The organism is Pseudomonas syringae pv. tagetis (genome assembly GCF_022557255.1).
In the GTDB taxonomy this organism is placed as follows: domain Bacteria; phylum Pseudomonadota; class Gammaproteobacteria; order Pseudomonadales; family Pseudomonadaceae; genus Aquipseudomonas; species Aquipseudomonas caricapapayae.
In genome coordinates, this window is sequence record NZ_CP092923.1 from 4,709,118 (window position 1) to 4,726,266 (window position 17,149).

Annotated in this window: 14 protein-coding genes; 1 reads left to right on the plus strand and 13 read right to left on the minus strand. The window is 59.3% G+C overall.

What is annotated here, in order from left to right; genetic code table 11:
- Nucleotides 1-86: 86 nt before the first annotated feature.
- The 4 genes from MME58_RS20910 to secA all read right to left on the minus strand — a co-directional run bounded on the left by MME58_RS20910 (nucleotide 87) and on the right by secA (nucleotide 5,792).
- Entirely contained in the window at nucleotides 87-1,037 is a 951-nt protein-coding gene (locus tag MME58_RS20910; RefSeq protein WP_055006912.1) for a Nudix family hydrolase, read from the minus strand.
- A 2-nt stretch (nucleotides 1,038-1,039) separates the two neighbouring features.
- Nucleotides 1,040-1,666 (minus strand): glutathione S-transferase family protein, encoded by a 627-nt coding sequence (locus MME58_RS20915; protein WP_054986224.1) that lies wholly within the window; start codon nucleotides 1,664-1,666, stop codon nucleotides 1,040-1,042.
- Nucleotides 1,667-1,723: 57 nt separating this feature from the next.
- A complete protein-coding gene (argJ, locus tag MME58_RS20920) occupies nucleotides 1,724-2,941 on the minus strand; it encodes a bifunctional glutamate N-acetyltransferase/amino-acid acetyltransferase ArgJ (protein WP_054986225.1) in 1,218 nt (405 codons plus the stop codon).
- Between the two features lie 109 nt (nucleotides 2,942-3,050).
- On the minus strand, nucleotides 3,051-5,792 hold the full coding sequence (secA, locus tag MME58_RS20925) for a preprotein translocase subunit SecA (RefSeq protein WP_055006911.1): 2,742 nt from the start codon (nucleotides 5,790-5,792) through the stop codon (nucleotides 3,051-3,053).
- Nucleotides 5,793-6,096: 304 nt separating this feature from the next.
- Between secA and MME58_RS20930 the strand changes: the two genes are divergently transcribed.
- Nucleotides 6,097-6,552 (plus strand): DUF721 domain-containing protein, encoded by a 456-nt coding sequence (locus tag MME58_RS20930; protein ID WP_054986227.1) that lies wholly within the window; start codon nucleotides 6,097-6,099, stop codon nucleotides 6,550-6,552.
- A 116-nt stretch (nucleotides 6,553-6,668) separates the two neighbouring features.
- Here the strand turns inward: MME58_RS20930 and lpxC are convergent, their stop codons facing one another.
- The 9 genes from lpxC to murD all read right to left on the minus strand — a co-directional run bounded on the left by lpxC (nucleotide 6,669) and on the right by murD (nucleotide 17,149).
- Complete coding sequence (gene lpxC, locus MME58_RS20935; RefSeq protein ID WP_054986228.1) at nucleotides 6,669-7,580, minus strand: UDP-3-O-acyl-N-acetylglucosamine deacetylase; 912 nt, start codon at nucleotides 7,578-7,580, stop codon at nucleotides 6,669-6,671.
- Between the two features lie 112 nt (nucleotides 7,581-7,692).
- Nucleotides 7,693-8,880 (minus strand): cell division protein FtsZ, encoded by a 1,188-nt coding sequence (gene ftsZ / locus MME58_RS20940; protein ID WP_002555041.1) that lies wholly within the window; start codon nucleotides 8,878-8,880, stop codon nucleotides 7,693-7,695.
- 101 nt (nucleotides 8,881-8,981) lie between these two features.
- Nucleotides 8,982-10,238 carry a cell division protein FtsA gene (gene ftsA, locus MME58_RS20945; RefSeq protein ID WP_003364017.1) on the minus strand — a complete coding sequence of 419 codons (1,257 nt, stop codon included), beginning with the start codon at nucleotides 10,236-10,238 and terminating at the stop codon, nucleotides 8,982-8,984.
- Nucleotides 10,239-10,252: 14 nt separating this feature from the next.
- A complete protein-coding gene (locus MME58_RS20950) occupies nucleotides 10,253-11,122 on the minus strand; it encodes a cell division protein FtsQ/DivIB (RefSeq protein WP_054986229.1) in 870 nt (289 codons plus the stop codon).
- A 3-nt stretch (nucleotides 11,123-11,125) separates the two neighbouring features.
- Nucleotides 11,126-12,082: a D-alanine--D-alanine ligase gene (locus tag MME58_RS20955; RefSeq protein ID WP_055006910.1), complete on the minus strand. Its 957-nt coding sequence runs from the start codon at nucleotides 12,080-12,082 to the stop codon at nucleotides 11,126-11,128.
- Entirely contained in the window at nucleotides 12,079-13,539 is a 1,461-nt protein-coding gene (murC, locus tag MME58_RS20960) for a UDP-N-acetylmuramate--L-alanine ligase (RefSeq protein ID WP_055006909.1), read from the minus strand. The genes MME58_RS20955 and murC overlap by 4 nt, the downstream gene beginning before the upstream one ends.
- A complete protein-coding gene (gene murG / locus MME58_RS20965) occupies nucleotides 13,532-14,602 on the minus strand; it encodes an undecaprenyldiphospho-muramoylpentapeptide beta-N-acetylglucosaminyltransferase (protein WP_055006908.1) in 1,071 nt (356 codons plus the stop codon). Before murG ends, murC begins: the two co-directional genes overlap by 8 nt.
- Nucleotides 14,592-15,806, minus strand: coding sequence for a putative lipid II flippase FtsW (ftsW, locus tag MME58_RS20970; protein ID WP_055006907.1), 1,215 nt, complete (start codon nucleotides 15,804-15,806; stop codon nucleotides 14,592-14,594). The genes murG and ftsW overlap by 11 nt, the downstream gene beginning before the upstream one ends.
- The gene (murD, locus tag MME58_RS20975; protein ID WP_054986664.1) at nucleotides 15,803-17,149 is read right to left on the minus strand and encodes a UDP-N-acetylmuramoyl-L-alanine--D-glutamate ligase; all 1,347 of its coding nucleotides are present in this window, start codon (nucleotides 17,147-17,149) and stop codon (nucleotides 15,803-15,805) included. The genes ftsW and murD overlap by 4 nt, the downstream gene beginning before the upstream one ends.

Genomic DNA, 17,149 nt, shown 5'->3' on the forward strand with positions numbered 1-17,149 from the left:
GTGTATGACGCGGAGCGTCGCGAAGGGTATTCCCGCGCTGAAGCGTGAGGAACGATATCCCAACTATTGTGCGACGCTTGTACGACTCAGACGACCTCGTCAGGCCAGAACGCGCGAATCCCGGCCACGCCTTGTGCACCGCTTTCCCAGGCTTGTCGACGCTCGGTGGGGCCCACGCCGCCCAACAGAAATACCGGCTTGTTGAAGCCTGCGATCAGCTGCGTTGCCTGCTCCCAGCCCAGCGGCTGCGCATCGGGATGAGTCAGGGTTGCTTGAACGGGTGACAGGGTGACGAAATCCACGCCCATTTGTTCGGCCAGGGCCAGCTCCTCGGCGTTATGACAGGAGGCCGCCAGCCAGCGGTTCTCAGGGAACGGACGGCCGCGGCTGGCATACTTGCGCAGTTGCTCGGCCGTCAGGTGCCAGCCAGCGGACGGGAAGTCGCCCAACCACTCCAGAGGTCCCTTGAGCATAAGCTGCGCCTTGCCCGCACACAGTCCGGCCGCATCCACTGCCAGATCGCGATACTTCGGGTCATAACCACCCGGCGCTCGCAACTGCACCAGCTTGATGCCGCCTGCAATGGCCTTCTGCATTCCGCGCAACAGCTCGATGTTGTCCAGCCCTTCAGGGGTGATCAGGTATTCGCCGGGCAGCCGGGCTGCCGCGACGATAGGCTGGTTGGCGGCCGGAAAGTCATAATTGACCAGGTCACGCGGAGCAGCCCAGACCAGCGGCTGCCCTTCTGCGCCGTGCGGCTCGCCGGTAAAGGCCGAGACCTCCCAGACATCCAGCAGCACCTGCTTGTCCGGATAATCGTGGCAGACCTTGATCAACGGACGCGCGGCCGTGACCAGGATCCCCAACTCTTCCTGCAGTTCACGTGCGAGTGCAGCCTGGACGGTCTCACCCTCTTCGACCTTGCCACCAGGAAACTCCCAGAGGCCGCCTTGGTGCTGAGTGTCGGCACGTCGGGCAATCAATACGCTGCCGTCAGCGCCACGAATGACGGCGGCGGCCACATGAACTCGTTTCACAATCAAGACTCCTGCAGACCGGCCTGCTGCCAGCGCTTGAAGGCAGGCCATTGGTAGATGGTTTCGATATAGGCCAGCGCCTCTTCCGGCAACTGAACGCGATAGCTGCGCAAACGAATCGCCACCGGCGCGAAGAACGCATCAGTAATGCTCGGCTTGCCAAACAGAAACGGACCGCTTTCGGCAGCGCGAGCGCGGCACTCGGCCCACAGCTCGACAATACGGTCGATGTCGTTCTGGGTATCGACCGGAATCACTTCCAGTGCCTGATCCTGGCGCAAGTCCATCGGCATGTTAGAGCGCAGGCTGACGAAACCACTGTGCATCTGCGCACACGCAGAACGCGCCTGGGCGCGAGCAGCGATGTCGCGTGGCCACAATTCGACGTCCGGGAAGCGTTCGACCAGATACTCGCAAATGGCCAGCGAATCGATGATCGTACCGTGCTCGCACTGCAACGCAGGAACCTTGCCGGTCGGCGAATATTTGAGAATGTTCTCGCGGGTATCAGGCTGGTTCAGACGAATGACCTGATCAGTGAACGGTGCACCGGTCATTTCCAGTACAAGCCAGGGGCGCAGCGACCAGGATGAGTAGCGTTTGTCGCCGATAATCAGATGCAGGCTCATGGTTCAGCTCCATTGAGCCCGGCGCGAGGGCAGGATGACCCCGCACCGGGGATTGAATCAGGTGCGATATTCCGCGTTGATCTTCACGTATTCGTGAGAGAGATCAGTGGTCCAGATTGTTTCGCTGCAATCGCCGCGACCCAACTCGATACGAATGGTGATCTCTTCTTCGGCCATGACTGCAGAGCCCTGCTCTTCGGTATAGGTCGTGGCACGGCAACCCTGGCTGGCGATGCATACACCGCCCAGGAATACGTCGATCTTGCTCACGTCCAGGTCCGGAACGCCCGCACGGCCGACAGCAGCCAGAATGCGCCCCCAGTTCGGATCGGACGCAAACAGCGCAGTCTTGATCAGTGGCGAGTGGGCCACGGCATAACCGACGTCCAGGCATTCCTGGTGATTGCCGCCACCGTTGACTTCTACTGTCACGAATTTGGTCGCACCTTCACCATCACGCACGATGGCCTGAGCGACTTCCATGCACACGTCGAAGACGGCTTTCTTCAACGCCTCGAACAATGGGCCTTGGGTCTCGGTGATCTCGGGCAGATCAGCCTGACCGGTGGCGATCAGCATGCAGCAATCGTTGGTCGAGGTATCGCCGTCGATGGTGATGCGGTTGAACGACTTGTTGGCGCCGTCACGGATCAGGTCCTGCAGCACGCTCTGCGACACCTTGGCGTCGGTGGCGATATAGCCAAGCATGGTCGCCATGTTCGGGCGAATCATTCCAGCACCCTTGCTGATACCGGTCACGGTGATGGTCACGCCATCATGGGTGAATTGACGGCTGGCACCCTTGGGCAGGGTGTCGGTGGTCATGATCCCGGTCGCCGCTGCGGCCCAGTTATCCACAGAGAGGTCATCCAGCGCGGCTTGCAGAGCGCCCTCGATCTTTTCCACAGGCAACGGTTCGCCGATCACACCCGTTGAGTACGGCAGCACCGCCGATGCATCGACGCCGGTCAGTTGCGCCAGCTTTTCGCAGGTGCGCCGTGCAGCAATCAGACCTGGTTCACCTGTGCCCGCGTTGGCGTTGCCGGTGTTAGTCAGCAAGTAACGCACGGTGCCCTGCACACGCTGTCTGGCCAGAATGACCGGTGCGGCGCAGAACGCATTCAAGGTGAATACACCGGCAACGCTGGAGCCTTCGGCACAGCGCATGACCACGATATCCTTGCGCCCCGGGCGTTTGATGCCGGCAGAAGAAATGCCAAGTTCAAAACCGGGAACCGGGTGCAACGCAGGCAAAGGACCAAGACCAACAGCCATCGGGGTGCTCCTCAAGGAGTGTGGTGCCGTCCGCAACGGTACGGCTATCAATGAAAAAACGCCGCGACGGGCAAGCCGGTCGCGGCGCAGGTATTACACAGTCAGAGGCTTAGTTGATCTGGCCGTGACAGTGCTTGAATTTCTTGCCCGAACCACACCAGCACAGCTCGTTGCGACCCAGTTTCTGGTCGTTGCGGACCGGCTCGGCGGCGACGGCTACAGGTGCCTCGCCACCCTCTTCGTCCAGCAACGGCTGCTCGATACCCGGCGCAGGAGCGTGCTCGAACTGCATGCGACTGGCCAGCTCTTCGGCTTCCTGACGCAGGCGTGCTTCTTCTTCCTCTGGATCTTCGCGGCGAACCTGAACGTGCGAGAGTACACGGATGGTGTCGCGCTTGATCGAATCCAGCAGTTCCTGGAACAGCGTAAAGGATTCGCGCTTGTATTCCTGCTTCGGATTCTTCTGTGCATAGCCGCGCAAGTGAATACCGTGACGCAGGTGGTCCATGGTCGACAGGTGATCTTTCCAGAGGTCGTCCAGCACGCGCAGAAGGATCTGCTTCTCGAAGGAACGCAGGGCTTCGGCGCTGGCCTGATCTTCCTTCTCGTTGTATGCCACCAGCAGCTGCGCCATGATTTTTTCACGCAGGCTGTCTTCGTGCAGGTTATCGTCTTCGTCCAGCCACTGCTGGACGGGCAGCTTGACCGCGAAGTCGGTGTTCAACGCAGCTTCCAGACCGGCAACATTCCACTGCTCTGGCAGGGACTGTGGCGGAATATGCTGACTGATGAGGTTGTTGAGCACTTCTTCACGGAAGTCTGCGATGGTCTCGCCGATGTTCTCGGCAGCCAGCAACGTGTTACGCATGTGATAAATCACTTTACGCTGCTCGTTGGCCACGTCATCGAACTCGAGCAACTGCTTGCGGATGTCGAAGTTACGGCCTTCCACCTTGCGCTGCGCTTTTTCGATGGCGTTGGTCACCATGCGGTGTTCGATGGCCTCACCGGACTGCATGCCCAGCGCCTTCATGAAATTCTTCACCCGGTCGGAAGCGAAAATGCGCATGAGGCTGTCTTCAAGCGACAGGTAGAAGCGGCTGGAGCCGGTGTCACCCTGACGGCCGGCACGACCACGCAACTGGTTGTCGATACGACGCGATTCGTGACGCTCGGAAGCAATGACGTGCAGGCCACCCGCTTCGATTACCTGCTGATGGCGTTTTTGCCAGTCAGCCTTGATCTGTGCGATCTGCTCGGGCGTCGGGTCTTCCAGATTGGCAACTTCGACTTCCCAGTTACCGCCCAACAGGATGTCGGTACCGCGACCGGCCATGTTGGTCGCAATGGTCAACGCACCCGGACGACCGGCCTGCGCGATGATTTCTGCTTCTTTTTCGTGGAACTTGGCGTTCAGAACCTTGTGATCGATACCTTCCTTCTTGAGCAGACTGGACATGTGCTCGGAAGTTTCGATGGTCGCCGTACCTACCAGCACCGGGCGGTTTTCTGCAATGCAGGCCTTGATGTCGGTCACGATGGCTGCGTACTTTTCTTCCGCCGTCAGATAGACGAGGTCATTGAAGTCTTTACGCGCCAACGGCTTGTTCGGCGGAATGACCATCACGGCCAGGTTGTAGATCTGGTGGAATTCAAACGCTTCGGTGTCGGCTGTACCGGTCATGCCGGACAGTTTGTTGTACAGACGGAAGTAGTTCTGGAACGTGGTCGATGCCAGGGTCTGGCTTTCGGCCTGAATGTTCAGGTTTTCCTTGGCTTCGATGGCCTGATGCAAGCCCTCGGACAAACGACGGCCCGGCATGGTGCGGCCGGTGTGCTCGTCGACCAGCAGAACCTGGCCGTCCGCAACGATGTACTCGACGTTGCGGTTGAACAGTTTGTGCGCTCGCAGACCGGCATAAACGTGAGTCAGCAGCCCCAGATTATGCGCGGAGTACAGGCTTTCGCCCTCGGCCAGCAGACCGACTTCGGTGAGCATTTCTTCGATGAACTGGTGACCGGCTTCGTTCAGTTCGACCTGACGGGTTTTCTCGTCAACGGTGAAGTGGCCCGGCTTGGTGACTTCGCCTTCCACTTCCTCGATGTGTTGCTCGAGCTTGGGGATCAGGCGGTTGATTTCGGTGTACAGCTTGGAGCTGTCTTCGGCCTGACCCGAGATGATCAGCGGCGTACGCGCTTCGTCGATCAGAATCGAGTCGACTTCGTCGATCACGGCAAAATTGAGTTCACGCTGGAACTTGTCGTCCATGCTGAACGCCATGTTATCGCGCAGGTAATCAAAACCGTATTCGTTGTTGGTGCCGTAAGTGATGTCGGCAGCGTAAGCGGCGCGTTTCTCTTCAGGCGGCTGGAATGGCGTGACGATACCTACGGTCAGGCCGAGGAACTCGTACAGCGGACGCATCCAGTTGGCATCGCGGCGAGCGAGGTAGTCATTCACGGTGACCACGTGAACGCCCTTGCCGGACAGCGCATTGAGATACACAGCCAACGTACCGACCAGAGTTTTACCTTCACCGGTACGCATTTCCGCGATCTGGCCTTCGTGCAGGGTCATGCCGCCGATCAACTGAACGTCGAAGTGGCGCATGCCCATGACACGCTTGCCCGCTTCACGAGCGACAGCAAAGGCTTCGGGCAGCAGTTGATCGAGGGTCTCGCCTTTGGCTATGCGGGCCTTGAACTCTTCGGTCTTGGCGCGCAATTGCTCGTCCGAAAGGGCCACCATTTGCTCTTCGAAGGCATTGACGATCTGTACCGTCTTGAGCATGCGTTTGACTTCACGCTCGTTCTTGCTTCCAAAAAGTTTTTTCAACAAAGGCGCAAACATATCGACAGGATCTTCCACACATAGGAATGGAGGGCGGCCCCGTGAGTCGCCCGTGCAGCCCAGATGGCCGCATGCGAACGAGCATTCTACCCGGAAACGATGGTGAGGAAAGTGGCGTTATTCCACGATGCTGGCACAGCGCTGTTATGGGGCAGGTTTACAATGGGGCCATTTTCAAGCACTTCAACCCGTAATTCGGGGAAGTTACTCATTGATTTGCATATGAAAGCACGGAAATGCCCTGAAAAGCAGCCGTCAGAACGCTTTCTGTTAAGATGTTCATCTTGTCACCAGGCACTCTCCCATGGCCTTTCGTCCTCTGAACGCCCGCCCGCCCGCGGTTTTGCTGCGTGAAGCCAAGCCTCTGAAGGCCATCTTTCGTCACGCCGAACGCCTGAGCCATTTGCAGCGTCTGCTCGAAAGCCAGCTGCAGCCAGCGGCGCGCGAGCATTGTCATGTGGCCTCATGGCGCGAAGGCACCTTGTTGCTGATCGTGACGGACGGTCACTGGGCTACGCGCCTGCGCTATCAGCAAAAGCGCCTGCACCGCCAACTGATGGCTTTCGACGAATTCGTCAACCTGATGCGCATCGTCTTCAGGGTGCAGCCCCCTGAGGCACCGCGCGGAGCCGCCACGCACACCATCGACCTGTCGACAGTTGCTGCAGAAAACATTCAAGCCACCGCCGATGGCATCACCGACCCCAAGCTGCGTGCCGCACTGGAGCGGCTGGCCAGCCATGCCAGAGACAAAAAATAATTCGGCCCTATCCTCGCACGATGTCCGCCGAGCATTGATTTCCGACGTAAACGCCATAAAAAAAGGCCACCCGAGGGCAGCCTTCAAAGAACAAAAGGAAAGAGAGTAAAGCTTGCCTACACGGCCGCTACAGGGCACATGTAAGAAATAGGTGCCGTACTGGCATCCTCGAAAGTCACCACTTCCCAGGCGTCTTTCTGCTCGATCAACGTGCGCAGAAGACGATTGTTCAGTGCATGCCCCGATTTGAAACCACGGAACTCACCGATCAGGCTGTTGCCCAGCAGGTAAAGATCACCGATGGCGTCGAGGATTTTGTGTTTGACGAATTCGTCCTCGTAACGCAGGCCGTCTTCGTTCAGTACGCCGTCCTTGTCGACCACGATGGCGTTTTCCACACTGCCGCCGAGTGCGAGGTTGTGCTTGCGCAGGTACTCGATGTCACTCATGAACCCGAAGGTCCGGGCACGGCTGACTTCCTTCACGAAGGAAGTGCTGGAAAAGTCCACGCTTGCACTCTGGGTGCGATCACGGAAGACGGGGTGATCGAAATCGATCTCGAAACTGACCTTGAACCCTTCGAAAGGCACGAAAGTAGCGCGTTTACCGCCCTCTTCCACAGTGACTTCACGCAGGACACGGATGAACTTCTTCGGCGCGTCCTGTTCTTCCAGGCCAGCCGATTGAATCAGGAATACGAAAGGGCCTGCGCTGCCGTCCATGATAGGAACTTCGGAGGCAGAGAGCTCGACGTAGGCGTTATCGATGCCAAGGCCAGCCATGGCCGAGAGCAGGTGTTCTACCGTGTCAACTTTGACATCACCATTGACCAGCGTGGTCGACAGAGTGGTGTCGCCGACGTTTTCCGCACGCGCAGGAATCTGCACGACGGGGTCAAGGTCAGCTCGGCAAAACACAATGCCGGTATTCACAGGTGCGGGCTTGAGGGTCAGGTAAACCTTCTCCCCGGAGTGCAGGCCTACACCTGTGGCACGGATAATATTTTTCAGGGTGCGTTGTTTAATCATGGCATGGGCCGCTTCAGCGCAAGTTGCGAACTGGTATCAACAAAGGCTGGCGATGATAGCAGACCATGCCTTTGCTGAACACCAATCACCCTAATACCCCTGATACATTTCATCAATCGGCCTGACGACGCAGGAAAGCCGGGATGTCCAGGTAATCGAGATCATCGTTAGGGTTCATCTTCGCCGCGGCCGTAGCGCCTGCGTGTGCCTGGTTGCGCATCACGGTAGGACGGTCCAGATCGCGGTAGTTGACCGACGGTGCTTCCTGGCGCGACGCCTGCTGTGCAGGAGCCTGCTGAGTGGTCTGCAGCGTGTTGTCGATGACCTTGACCGGCTTCTCGATTTTCGCGCCCAGGCCGGTGGCAACCACAGTCACGTGCAACTCGTCACGCATGTCCGGATCGATAACGGTACCGACCTTGACCATCGCGTGCTCGGAAGCGAACGCTTCGATGATGCTACCCACGTCGGAGTACTCACCCAGAGACAGGTCAGGACCGGCAGTAATGTTGACCAGGATGCCGCGAGCGCCCTGCAGGTTGACGTCTTCGAGCAATGGATTGCGAATGGCCGCTTCGGTCGCTTCGCGTGCACGGTTCGGACCGCTGGCGCAGCCAGTGCCCATCATCGCCATGCCCATTTCGCTCATTACGGTACGAACGTCGGCGAAGTCGACGTTGATCATGCCCGGGCGCTTGATGATGTCGGAGATACCGCGAACGGCACCGGCCAGTACATCGTCAGCCTTGGCGAAAGCCGACAGCAGGCTGGCGTCCTTACCGAGGATGGTCAGCAGCTTCTCGTTGGGAATGGTGATCAACGAGTCGACGCTTTCGGACAGCATGCGGATGCCTTCATCGGCGATCTGCATACGCTTGCGGCCTTCGAACGGGAATGGACGGGTCACGACAGCAACCGTGAGGATGCCCATTTCCTTGGCCACTTCAGCGATGATCGGTGCTGCACCGGTGCCGGTACCGCCGCCCATGCCAGTGGTGATGAAAACCATGTTGGTGCCCTGCAGAACTTCTGCAATGCGCTCACGATCTTCCAGGGCGGCCTGACGACCGACCTCAGGGTTGGCGCCAGCGCCAAGGCCTTTGGTCACGCCGGTACCCAATTGCAGAATGGTCCGCGCGCCAATGTTTTTCAGCGCTTGAGCGTCAGTGTTGGCGCAGATGAATTCCACGCCTTCGATGTTGCTCTTGACCATGTGATTGACAGCGTTTCCGCCACCACCGCCTACACCGATAACTTTGATAACCGGGCTTTGCGGGACGTTGTCTACGAGTTCGAACATTTTCTCTCTCCTTCCGCTTTCTAGTTAGTTTTGCCTACTGCCTGCCGATACTGCTTTTGAAGCCCTGAATCTGACGCCGTGAAACGTTTGAACGTTGAAACTCAGAAATTGCCCTGCACCCAGCGCTTGATCCGCTCAAGCACCGGTGCCTTGGTTTCGTCGCTGTAACTGCTGTTGCCGACGATCCCGGACAGCGAGATGCCGTCCGACTGTTTCTGCAGCCCGTACATCAACAGGCCTACGCCGGTCGAGTAGATCGGGTTGCGCACGACATCAGCGAGCCCTTTGACGCTGTGCGGCACGCCGAGGCGAACCGGCATGTGGAAGATTTCCTCGGCCAGTTCGACCGCACCTTCCATTTTCGCTGTACCGCCGGTCAGCACGATGCCGGCCGGGATCAGATCTTCATAGCCGCTGCGACGCAACTCGGCCTGGATCAGGGTGAACAGCTCGTCGTAACGAGGCTCTACCACTTCGGCCAACGCCTGACGCGACAGCTCGCGAGGTGGGCGGTCGCCCACGCTCGGTACTTTGATGGTTTCACCGGCACCGGCCAGCTTGGCCAGCGCGCAGGCGTAACGAATCTTGATTTCTTCGGCGTACTGGGTCGGGGTACGCAACGCCATGGCTATGTCGTTGGTCACCTGATCACCCGCAATGGGGATGACTGCCGTATGACGAATAGCGCCTTCGGTAAAGATCGCGATGTCAGTCGTGCCACCACCGATATCCACCAGGCACACGCCCAGCTCTTTCTCGTCATCGGTGAGTACGGAATACGCCGAGGCCAGTTGTTCGAGAATGATGTCGTCGACCTCCAGACCACAGCGACGTACGCACTTCTCGATGTTCTGCGCTGCGTTCACTGCACAGGTCACAACGTGGACCTTGGCTTCCAGACGCACGCCGGACATGCCGAGCGGTTCACGCACGCCTTCCTGGTTATCGATCACGTAATCCTGAGGCAGGGTGTGCAGTACGCGCTGGTCGGCAGGAATGGCCACCGCCTGAGCAGCATCGAGTACACGCTCCAGGTCTGCGGAACTGACTTCGCGATCACGAATCGCCACGATGCCGTGCGAGTTCAGGCTACGGATATGGCTGCCGGCAACGCCGACGAACGCCGAGTGAATGCGGCAACCCGCCATCAGCTGCGCTTCTTCGATTGCGCGCTGAATCGACTGCACGGTCGACTCGATGTTCACTACCACGCCCTTTTTCAGGCCGCGGGAGGGATGGGTGCCGATACCCACGATTTCCAGCGAGCCATCGGCCGCGACTTCGCCTACCAGTGCCACCACCTTGGAGGTACCGATATCCAGCCCGACGATCATTTTGCCGCTTTGCACGTTTGCCATGGTCCTGCCTCTTATCAATTCTTCGCGACGGCGGGTTTTTCCGTCGTCGGCGCTGCCTGTTCGCGCCAACCGACCGCAAGGCCGTTGGAGTAACGCAAGTCGACGCGCGCGATATTCGTGATTTGTTCTTTCAGCGTTTTGTCGTAAATCGCGATGAAACGGCGCATTTTTTCGACGAGGTGGTCGCGTCCAAGCAACAATTCGATACCCGGGCCAGCACTACCGGCACCTGTCGTCAGGAACCAGCTGCCGCGCTCGCGCAGTTCCAAGCGCACGATGGAGAAGCCCAGCGGGCGCAACATCTGACTCAACACCTGATACTGCTGCATCACCTGTTGCTGGGCCCGCTGCGGGCCGAACAACTGGGGAAGATGTTCGTAATTGGACAGTTCACGCGGTGTGAAAGCCTGCCCCTGGTTATTCAACAGCGCTTCATCGCCCCAACGGGCAACCGGCAACTGCTCTTCAAGACGAATCACGACCTGATCCGGCCATACGCGACGAACCTCGGCGTGGGCGATCCATGGCATCTGCTCGAGCTCGGTGCGCATACCGGCCAGATCGATCTTGAAAAAACTCGACGCCACATAAGGCGCAATCCGCTGCTGCACAGCCTGCTGGCTGATGTAACTCAAATCGCCCTGCACATTGATGCGGGTGATCGGGCGGTCGGCATACGGCAGCAGACGCTGTGCTGCCTCATAAGTGCCAAAGCCCAGAATCACCAACAGCACAGGCCAGAACAGACGCTTCAGAAAACTGAAGTTGGCCTTGGGCAGACGCGCCGACAGAGGCTCCTTGGCCACCATTCGGCTGGCACCACGCGGCACCGGCTTGTTGCGACCGGGTGCAGGTGGCTGAGGACGTGCCGACGCGCCGTACATGCCTTACCCTCTCGCCTGAACGCTGTCGGCGAGAATCGCCAACACCAGTTGTTGAAAATCCAGACCCGCAGCGCGTGCCGCCATGGGCACCAGGCTGTGATCGGTCATGCCCGGCACAGTATTCACTTCCAGTAACCAGAACTTGCCTTGTGCGTCCTGCATGACATCCGTGCGCGCCCACCCTGCAATGCCGATGGCTTCGCAAGCGCGTGCTGCAAGGTCTTTGAGTTCCTGTTCTTGCGCATCGCCAAGCCCGCACGGAATCCGGTACTGAGTATCGGAAGCCAGGTACTTGGCATCGTAATCGTAAAAACTGTGAGGAGTGCCCAGGCCGATGGGAGGCAACACCTGGCCACGCAGAGACGCCACAGTGAACTCAGGTCCCTGAATCCACTGTTCAACTAATACTTGCGAGTCGTAGGTACTGGCGGCTTTCCAGGCGGCGATCAATTCATCGACGCTGTTCACCTTTGCCATACCGATACTTGAACCTTCATGGGCCGGTTTGACGATCAAAGGGAAGCCCAGTTCCGTCGCCGCGCAAATACAATCGCTCTCGTTTCCAGGAACGGCATGCAAAGGCGTCGCAAGGCCAAGACTCTGCCACACCTGCTTGGTGCGCAGCTTGTCCATCGCCAGCGCGGAAGCCAGTACACCACTGCCGGTATAAGGGATTTCCAGGCATTCCAGCAGGCCCTGCATGGTGCCGTCTTCGCCGCCCCTTCCGTGCAGGACAATGAAGGCACGGTCGATCTTTTCACTGACCAGTCGCTGCAGAAAGTCATCGCCCACATCAATGCCGAACGCATCCACGTCAGCATCGAGCAATGCCTTGAGCACCGCATTACCCGAGTTCAGGGAAACTTCCCGTTCGGCACTCTTGCCACCGAAGAGCACGGCGACACGGCCGAAGCTTTTCGGCTCGAGAGTCGAGCGCAGGGAAGACCGGGCGGCTGTCATTTCAGCTTCCCTTCGGTGGAGGCCACTTTGGCACCGACGAATAGCGGGCTTTTCAGCAGTTGCGGTGCAAGGCCACCAATGTCGCCTGCGCCCTGGCACAGCAGAATATCGCCAGCTCGCAACAGCGGTTTGACCAGCGGCGCCAGTTCAACGCCACGCTCGATATAGATGGGGTCCAGTTGACCACGCTGACGAATGCTGTGGCACAGATTGCGGCTGTCCGCACCCGGTATAGGCTCTTCACCGGCCGGGTAGACTTCCATCAGCAACAATACGTTGGCGTCCGCCAGAACCTGCACGAAATCGTCGTACAGATCGCGGGTGCGACTGAAACGATGCGGCTGGTAGACCATCACCAGACGACGATCAGGCCAGCCGCCGCGCACGGCATTGATAACAGCGGCGACTTCACGCGGGTGATGACCATAGTCATCGACCAGCATCACGTTGCCACCTTCGACCGGCAGTTCGCCGTACACCTGGAATCGACGACCGACGCCCTGGAACCCTGACAGGCCCTGAACGATCGCCTCGTCGCTGACGCCTTCGTCGGTAGCGATGGCGATCGTCGCCAGCGAGTTGAGTACGTTATGGTTGCCGGGCATGTTTACCGACACATCCAGCGGCTCGCGGTCGCGGCGCAGTACGGTAAAGAAGGTCAGCATGCCGTCCTGACGCACGTTGATCGCACGTATGTCGGCAGTTTCGCTGAAACCGTAGGTCAGCGTCGGACGCTTGACCAATGGCAGAATTTCACGCACCACCGGGTCGTCGATACACATCACCGCCAAACCGTAGAACGGCAGGTTGTGCAGGAACTCGACGAAGGTCTTCTTCAGCTTGTTGAAGTCACCTTCGTAGGTCGCCATATGATCGGCGTCGATGTTGGTGACTACCGCGACCAGAGGCTGCAGGTGCAGGAAGCTGGCATCGCTTTCGTCTGCTTCGGCAATCAGGTAACGGCTGGTGCCCAACTGGGCGTTTGTGCCCGCTGCGTTCAGACGTCCGCCGATCACGAAAGTCGGGTCCAGGCCGCCTGCAGCGAATACCGAAGCGATCAGACTGGTGGTAGTGGTCTTGCCATGCGTACCGGCTACAGCGATACCGTGGCGGTAGCGCATCAGCTCGGCAAGCATCTCGGCACGAGGCACCACCGGAATACGTCGTTCCAGCGCAGTGGCGACTTCAGGATTGGAGGTATTCACAGCGCTGGACACGACCAGTACGTCGGCACCGACGGTGTTTTCAGCGCGGTGACCGACAAAAATCTGCGCGCCGAACGATTCCAGGCGCTCGGTCACGGCCGAGCCCTTCAGATCGGAGCCCGAGACTTCATAGCCCAGGTTCAACAACACCTCGGCAATCCCGCACATGCCGACGCCACCGATACCGACGAAGTGGATGCGACGGATGCGACGCATTTCAGGTTGTGGCATGGCGCGTTGATTCTCAACCATGAGCCACCTCCACGCAGACGTTGACGACAGTGTTGGTTGCATCGGGCCTGGCCAGACTGCGTGCGGTGCGGGCCATGCTGTTCAATTGTTCGGGTTGCATCAAAACCTCTTTCAGGCGTGCTGCCATCTCGGCGGCGCCAGTTGTCGCTTGCGGCATGACGAAGGCTGCGCCTTCGCGAGCCAGATAGTCAGCATTACGTGACTGATGGTCATCAATCGCGTGGGGCAGCGGTATCAGCAACGACGGCAGACCGGCGGCGGCCAGTTCGCTGATGGTCAATGCGCCTGCACGACAGACCACCAGATCGGCCCAGCCATAGGCTTGGGCCATGTTCTGGATGAACGGCGCAACCTGCGCCTCGACGCCCACGTTGCGATAGCGCTCGGCGGTGACTGCGTCGTGATTCTTGCCCGACTGATGAAACACTTCGGGCTGGATGTCCTGAGGCAACTGAGACAGCGCCTCGGGCAGCAACTTGTTCAATGGCTCTGCTCCCAGGCTGCCGCCCAGTACTAGGAGACGAGCCTTGCGTCCGGCCAGTGCCTGACGCGGTGTTTCGAGAAACAGTTCGACACGCACCGGATTACCGGTGGTGCGGCGCTTGGGCGAGACCGCAAATGTGTTCGGGAACGCCTCGCACACGCGACTGGCAAACGAGGCCAGACTGCGGTTGGCAGTCCCGGCAACAGCGTTCTGCTCATGAATGACCAACGGTACACCCGCGAGCTTCGCAGCCAGACCGCCGGGACCAGTGACATAGCCGCCGAAGCCAACCACGCAGACCGGCTTCACCTGACGCACGACCTTGCGCGCCTGCAACAAGGCCTTGAGCAACATGAACGGTGCCTTGAGCAGCGACAAACGGCCTTTGCCGCGCAGACCGGTGACATTGATCAGGTGCAGCGTCAGACCGGCCTGCGGGACCAGCTCGTTTTCAATACCGCGCGGCGTACCCAGCCAGTGGACCTTGTAGCCGCGTGCCTGGAACTCGCGTGCGCAAGCCAGCGCCGGGAACACGTGCCCGCCAGTACCGCCCGCCATGATCAGCACGTTAGCGTCCATGGGGCGTCTCCTCGGCGAAGTCGCTTTCCTTGAACTCGGCTTCTTCACTGCCCATGTTGTTGCGCGATTCCCACTCGATGCGCAGCAACAGGCCAAGGCTTGCACAGCAGATCACCAGCGAGCTGCCGCCATAGCTGAGGAATGGCAGGGTCAGGCCCTTGGTCGGCAACAGACCGACGTTCACGCCGATATTGATCAGGAACTGACCAATCCACAGAAACGAAAGACCGTAAGCCACATAGGCACCGAAAAACTGCTTGGCCCGCTCGGCCCACATGCCGATGTACATCCCGCGGATACTGACGAACAGAAACAACGCAACGGTGATCAACGAACCAATCACACCCAGCTCCTCCGCGAGCACGGAAAACACGAAGTCGGTATGCGCTTCTGGCAGATAGAACTGTTTCTGCACGCTATTGCCCAGCCCGACGCCGAACCATTCGCCACGACCGAAAGCGATCAGCGCCTGGGTCAATTGGTAGCCGGAACCGAACTGGTCGGCCCATGGGTCGGTAAAGTTGGTCAGGCGCGCCATCCGGTAAGGCTGGGCCTGGACCAGAACCACGACCGAAGCGACAGCCAGAACCACCATCAACGAGAAACGGAACAGACCGACGCCACCAAGGAACAACATGGCGGCCGCCGAGCCCATCATCACTACGGTCGCACCGAAGTCAGGCTCCATCAGCAGCAGACCTGCCATCGGCAACAGCACGATGAACGGCTTGAAGAAGCCCATCCAGCTTTCGCGAACCTCCTGCTGCTGACGAATCAGGTAGCCGGCAAGGAAAATCACCACAAATACCTTGGCAATTTCCGATGGCTGCACGTTGAACGCGCCGAACCCGATCCAGCGCATCGAACCGTTCACCTCACGTCCAATGCCCGGCACGAGCACCAACAGCAACAGGCCGAAAGCACCGAGCAGCATCATCCAGCCCAGACGCTGCCAGGTGGCGACGGGGATCATCATGGTCACACCGCACGCACCCAGGCCGATCAGCAGATACACCAGATGACGCGTCATCATGTACAGCGTATTGCCAGACTGCACGGCGGCCACTTCCGACGAGGCGGAGGTAATCATGACCAACCCCAGGCCGAGCAGCGCCAGACAGCCGACCAGCATCGGGAAGTCGAGGTCGATTCCGCGTCCGCTGATCAGTGGCGATGGATAAGGCTTGATCACACCGAAGATCATGACAAGCACTCCACTGCCTGCGCGAACACGTGTCCGCGCTCTTCATAATTCTTGAACATGTCCAGACTGGCGCATGCAGGGGAAAGCAGAACGGCATCGCCGCGTTGAGCCAGACGGGCGCTGTGCTCGACAGCGGCCTGTACGGTATCCACACGAACCAGCGGAACCGCTTCGCCCAAGGCCTGAGCGATCAGTTCGGCATCGCGCCCCAGCAATACTGCGGCGCGGCAATGCTCCGCAACAGGCGCACGCAAAGCACTAAAGTCGGCACCTTTGCCATCGCCACCGGCAATCAGAACCAGCTTGCCTTCGATATCCGAACCAAGGCCTTCGATGGCAGCCAGTGCGGCACCGACGTTGGTGGCTTTGGAATCGTTGTAGTAATGAACGCCGTGGTGCTCTCGCAGCCACTGGCAGCGATGCTCAAGCCCGGTGAATTCACGCAGGCTGGCGAGCATGGCATCGAAGGGCAGCCCCACGGCGTGCCCGAGCGCCAGCGCTGCAAGGGCATTGGCCTGATTGTGCGCGCCCCGGACTTTCAGTTCACTGACCGGCATGAGGTTTTCGAACTGGAACGCCAGGTACTTTTCGCCGTTCTCTTCGCGCAGACCGAAACCGTGGAAGTCGGGCTTGTTGAGACCGAATGTCCAGCACGGCAGGCCTTCGCCAATCAGCGGACGGGACAGCGCATCCTGACGATTGACCACCACCTGCCGGGCACCTCGGAAAATCCGGTGCTTGGCCAGGTGGTAGGCAGGCAGACCGCTGTAGCGGTCCATGTGGTCCTCGCTGATGTTCAACACGGTCGCCACTTCAGCGTTGAGCTGGTCGGTGGTTTCGAGCTGAAAGCTGGACAGCTCCATCACGTACAGTTCGACATCGTCGCTGAGCAGGTCCAGCGCTGGAGTACCCAGGTTGCCCCCTACCGCAACGCGTTTGCCTGCAGCGACAGCCATTTCGCCTACCAGCGTCGTTACCGTACTTTTCGCATTCGAACCGGTAATGGCGACGACCGGTGCCTTCGCGTAACGCGCGAACAGCTCGATGTCACCGGACAATTTGACGCCGCGCGCGTGTGCCTGCTGCAGGGCCGGTGTGGCCAGCGCCAGGCCGGGGCTGACGTACAATTCGTCGGCACGGCAGAGAAAATCCACGTCCAGCTCGCCACAACGCACTTCCACCTGCGGATAGTCGCGACGCAGGGTCGCCAGCTCAGGAGGATTCTCCCGCGTGTCGGCCACGGCAAAGGACACGCCCCGGTTCGCCAGAAAGCGAACCAGGGACATGCCACTTTTGCCAAGCCCCACAACAATGCGGAAGCGGTCGGAAACGATCAGGGACAC

Bases quoted from the DNA above. Each gene is read 5' to 3' on its own strand.
- MME58_RS20915 (WP_054986224.1), bottom strand. From the start codon at position 1,666: ATGAGCCTGCATCTGATTATCGGCGACAAACGCTACTCATCCTGGTCG.
- argJ (WP_054986225.1), bottom strand. From the start codon at position 2,941: ATGGCTGTTGGTCTTGGTCCTTTGCCTGCGTTGCACCCGGTTCCCGGT.
- secA (WP_055006911.1), bottom strand. From the start codon at position 5,792: ATGTTTGCGCCTTTGTTGAAAAAACTTTTTGGAAGCAAGAACGAGCGT.
- MME58_RS20930 (WP_054986227.1), top strand. From the start codon at position 6,097: ATGGCCTTTCGTCCTCTGAACGCCCGCCCGCCCGCGGTTTTGCTGCGT.
- lpxC (WP_054986228.1), bottom strand. From the start codon at position 7,580: ATGATTAAACAACGCACCCTGAAAAATATTATCCGTGCCACAGGTGTA.
- ftsZ (WP_002555041.1), bottom strand. From the start codon at position 8,880: ATGTTCGAACTCGTAGACAACGTCCCGCAAAGCCCGGTTATCAAAGTT.
- ftsA (WP_003364017.1), bottom strand. From the start codon at position 10,238: ATGGCAAACGTGCAAAGCGGCAAAATGATCGTCGGGCTGGATATCGGT.
- MME58_RS20950 (WP_054986229.1), bottom strand. From the start codon at position 11,122: ATGTACGGCGCGTCGGCACGTCCTCAGCCACCTGCACCCGGTCGCAAC.
- MME58_RS20955 (WP_055006910.1), bottom strand. From the start codon at position 12,082: ATGACAGCCGCCCGGTCTTCCCTGCGCTCGACTCTCGAGCCGAAAAGC.
- murC (WP_055006909.1), bottom strand. From the start codon at position 13,539: ATGGTTGAGAATCAACGCGCCATGCCACAACCTGAAATGCGTCGCATC.
- murG (WP_055006908.1), bottom strand. From the start codon at position 14,602: ATGGACGCTAACGTGCTGATCATGGCGGGCGGTACTGGCGGGCACGTG.
- ftsW (WP_055006907.1), bottom strand. From the start codon at position 15,806: ATGATCTTCGGTGTGATCAAGCCTTATCCATCGCCACTGATCAGCGGA.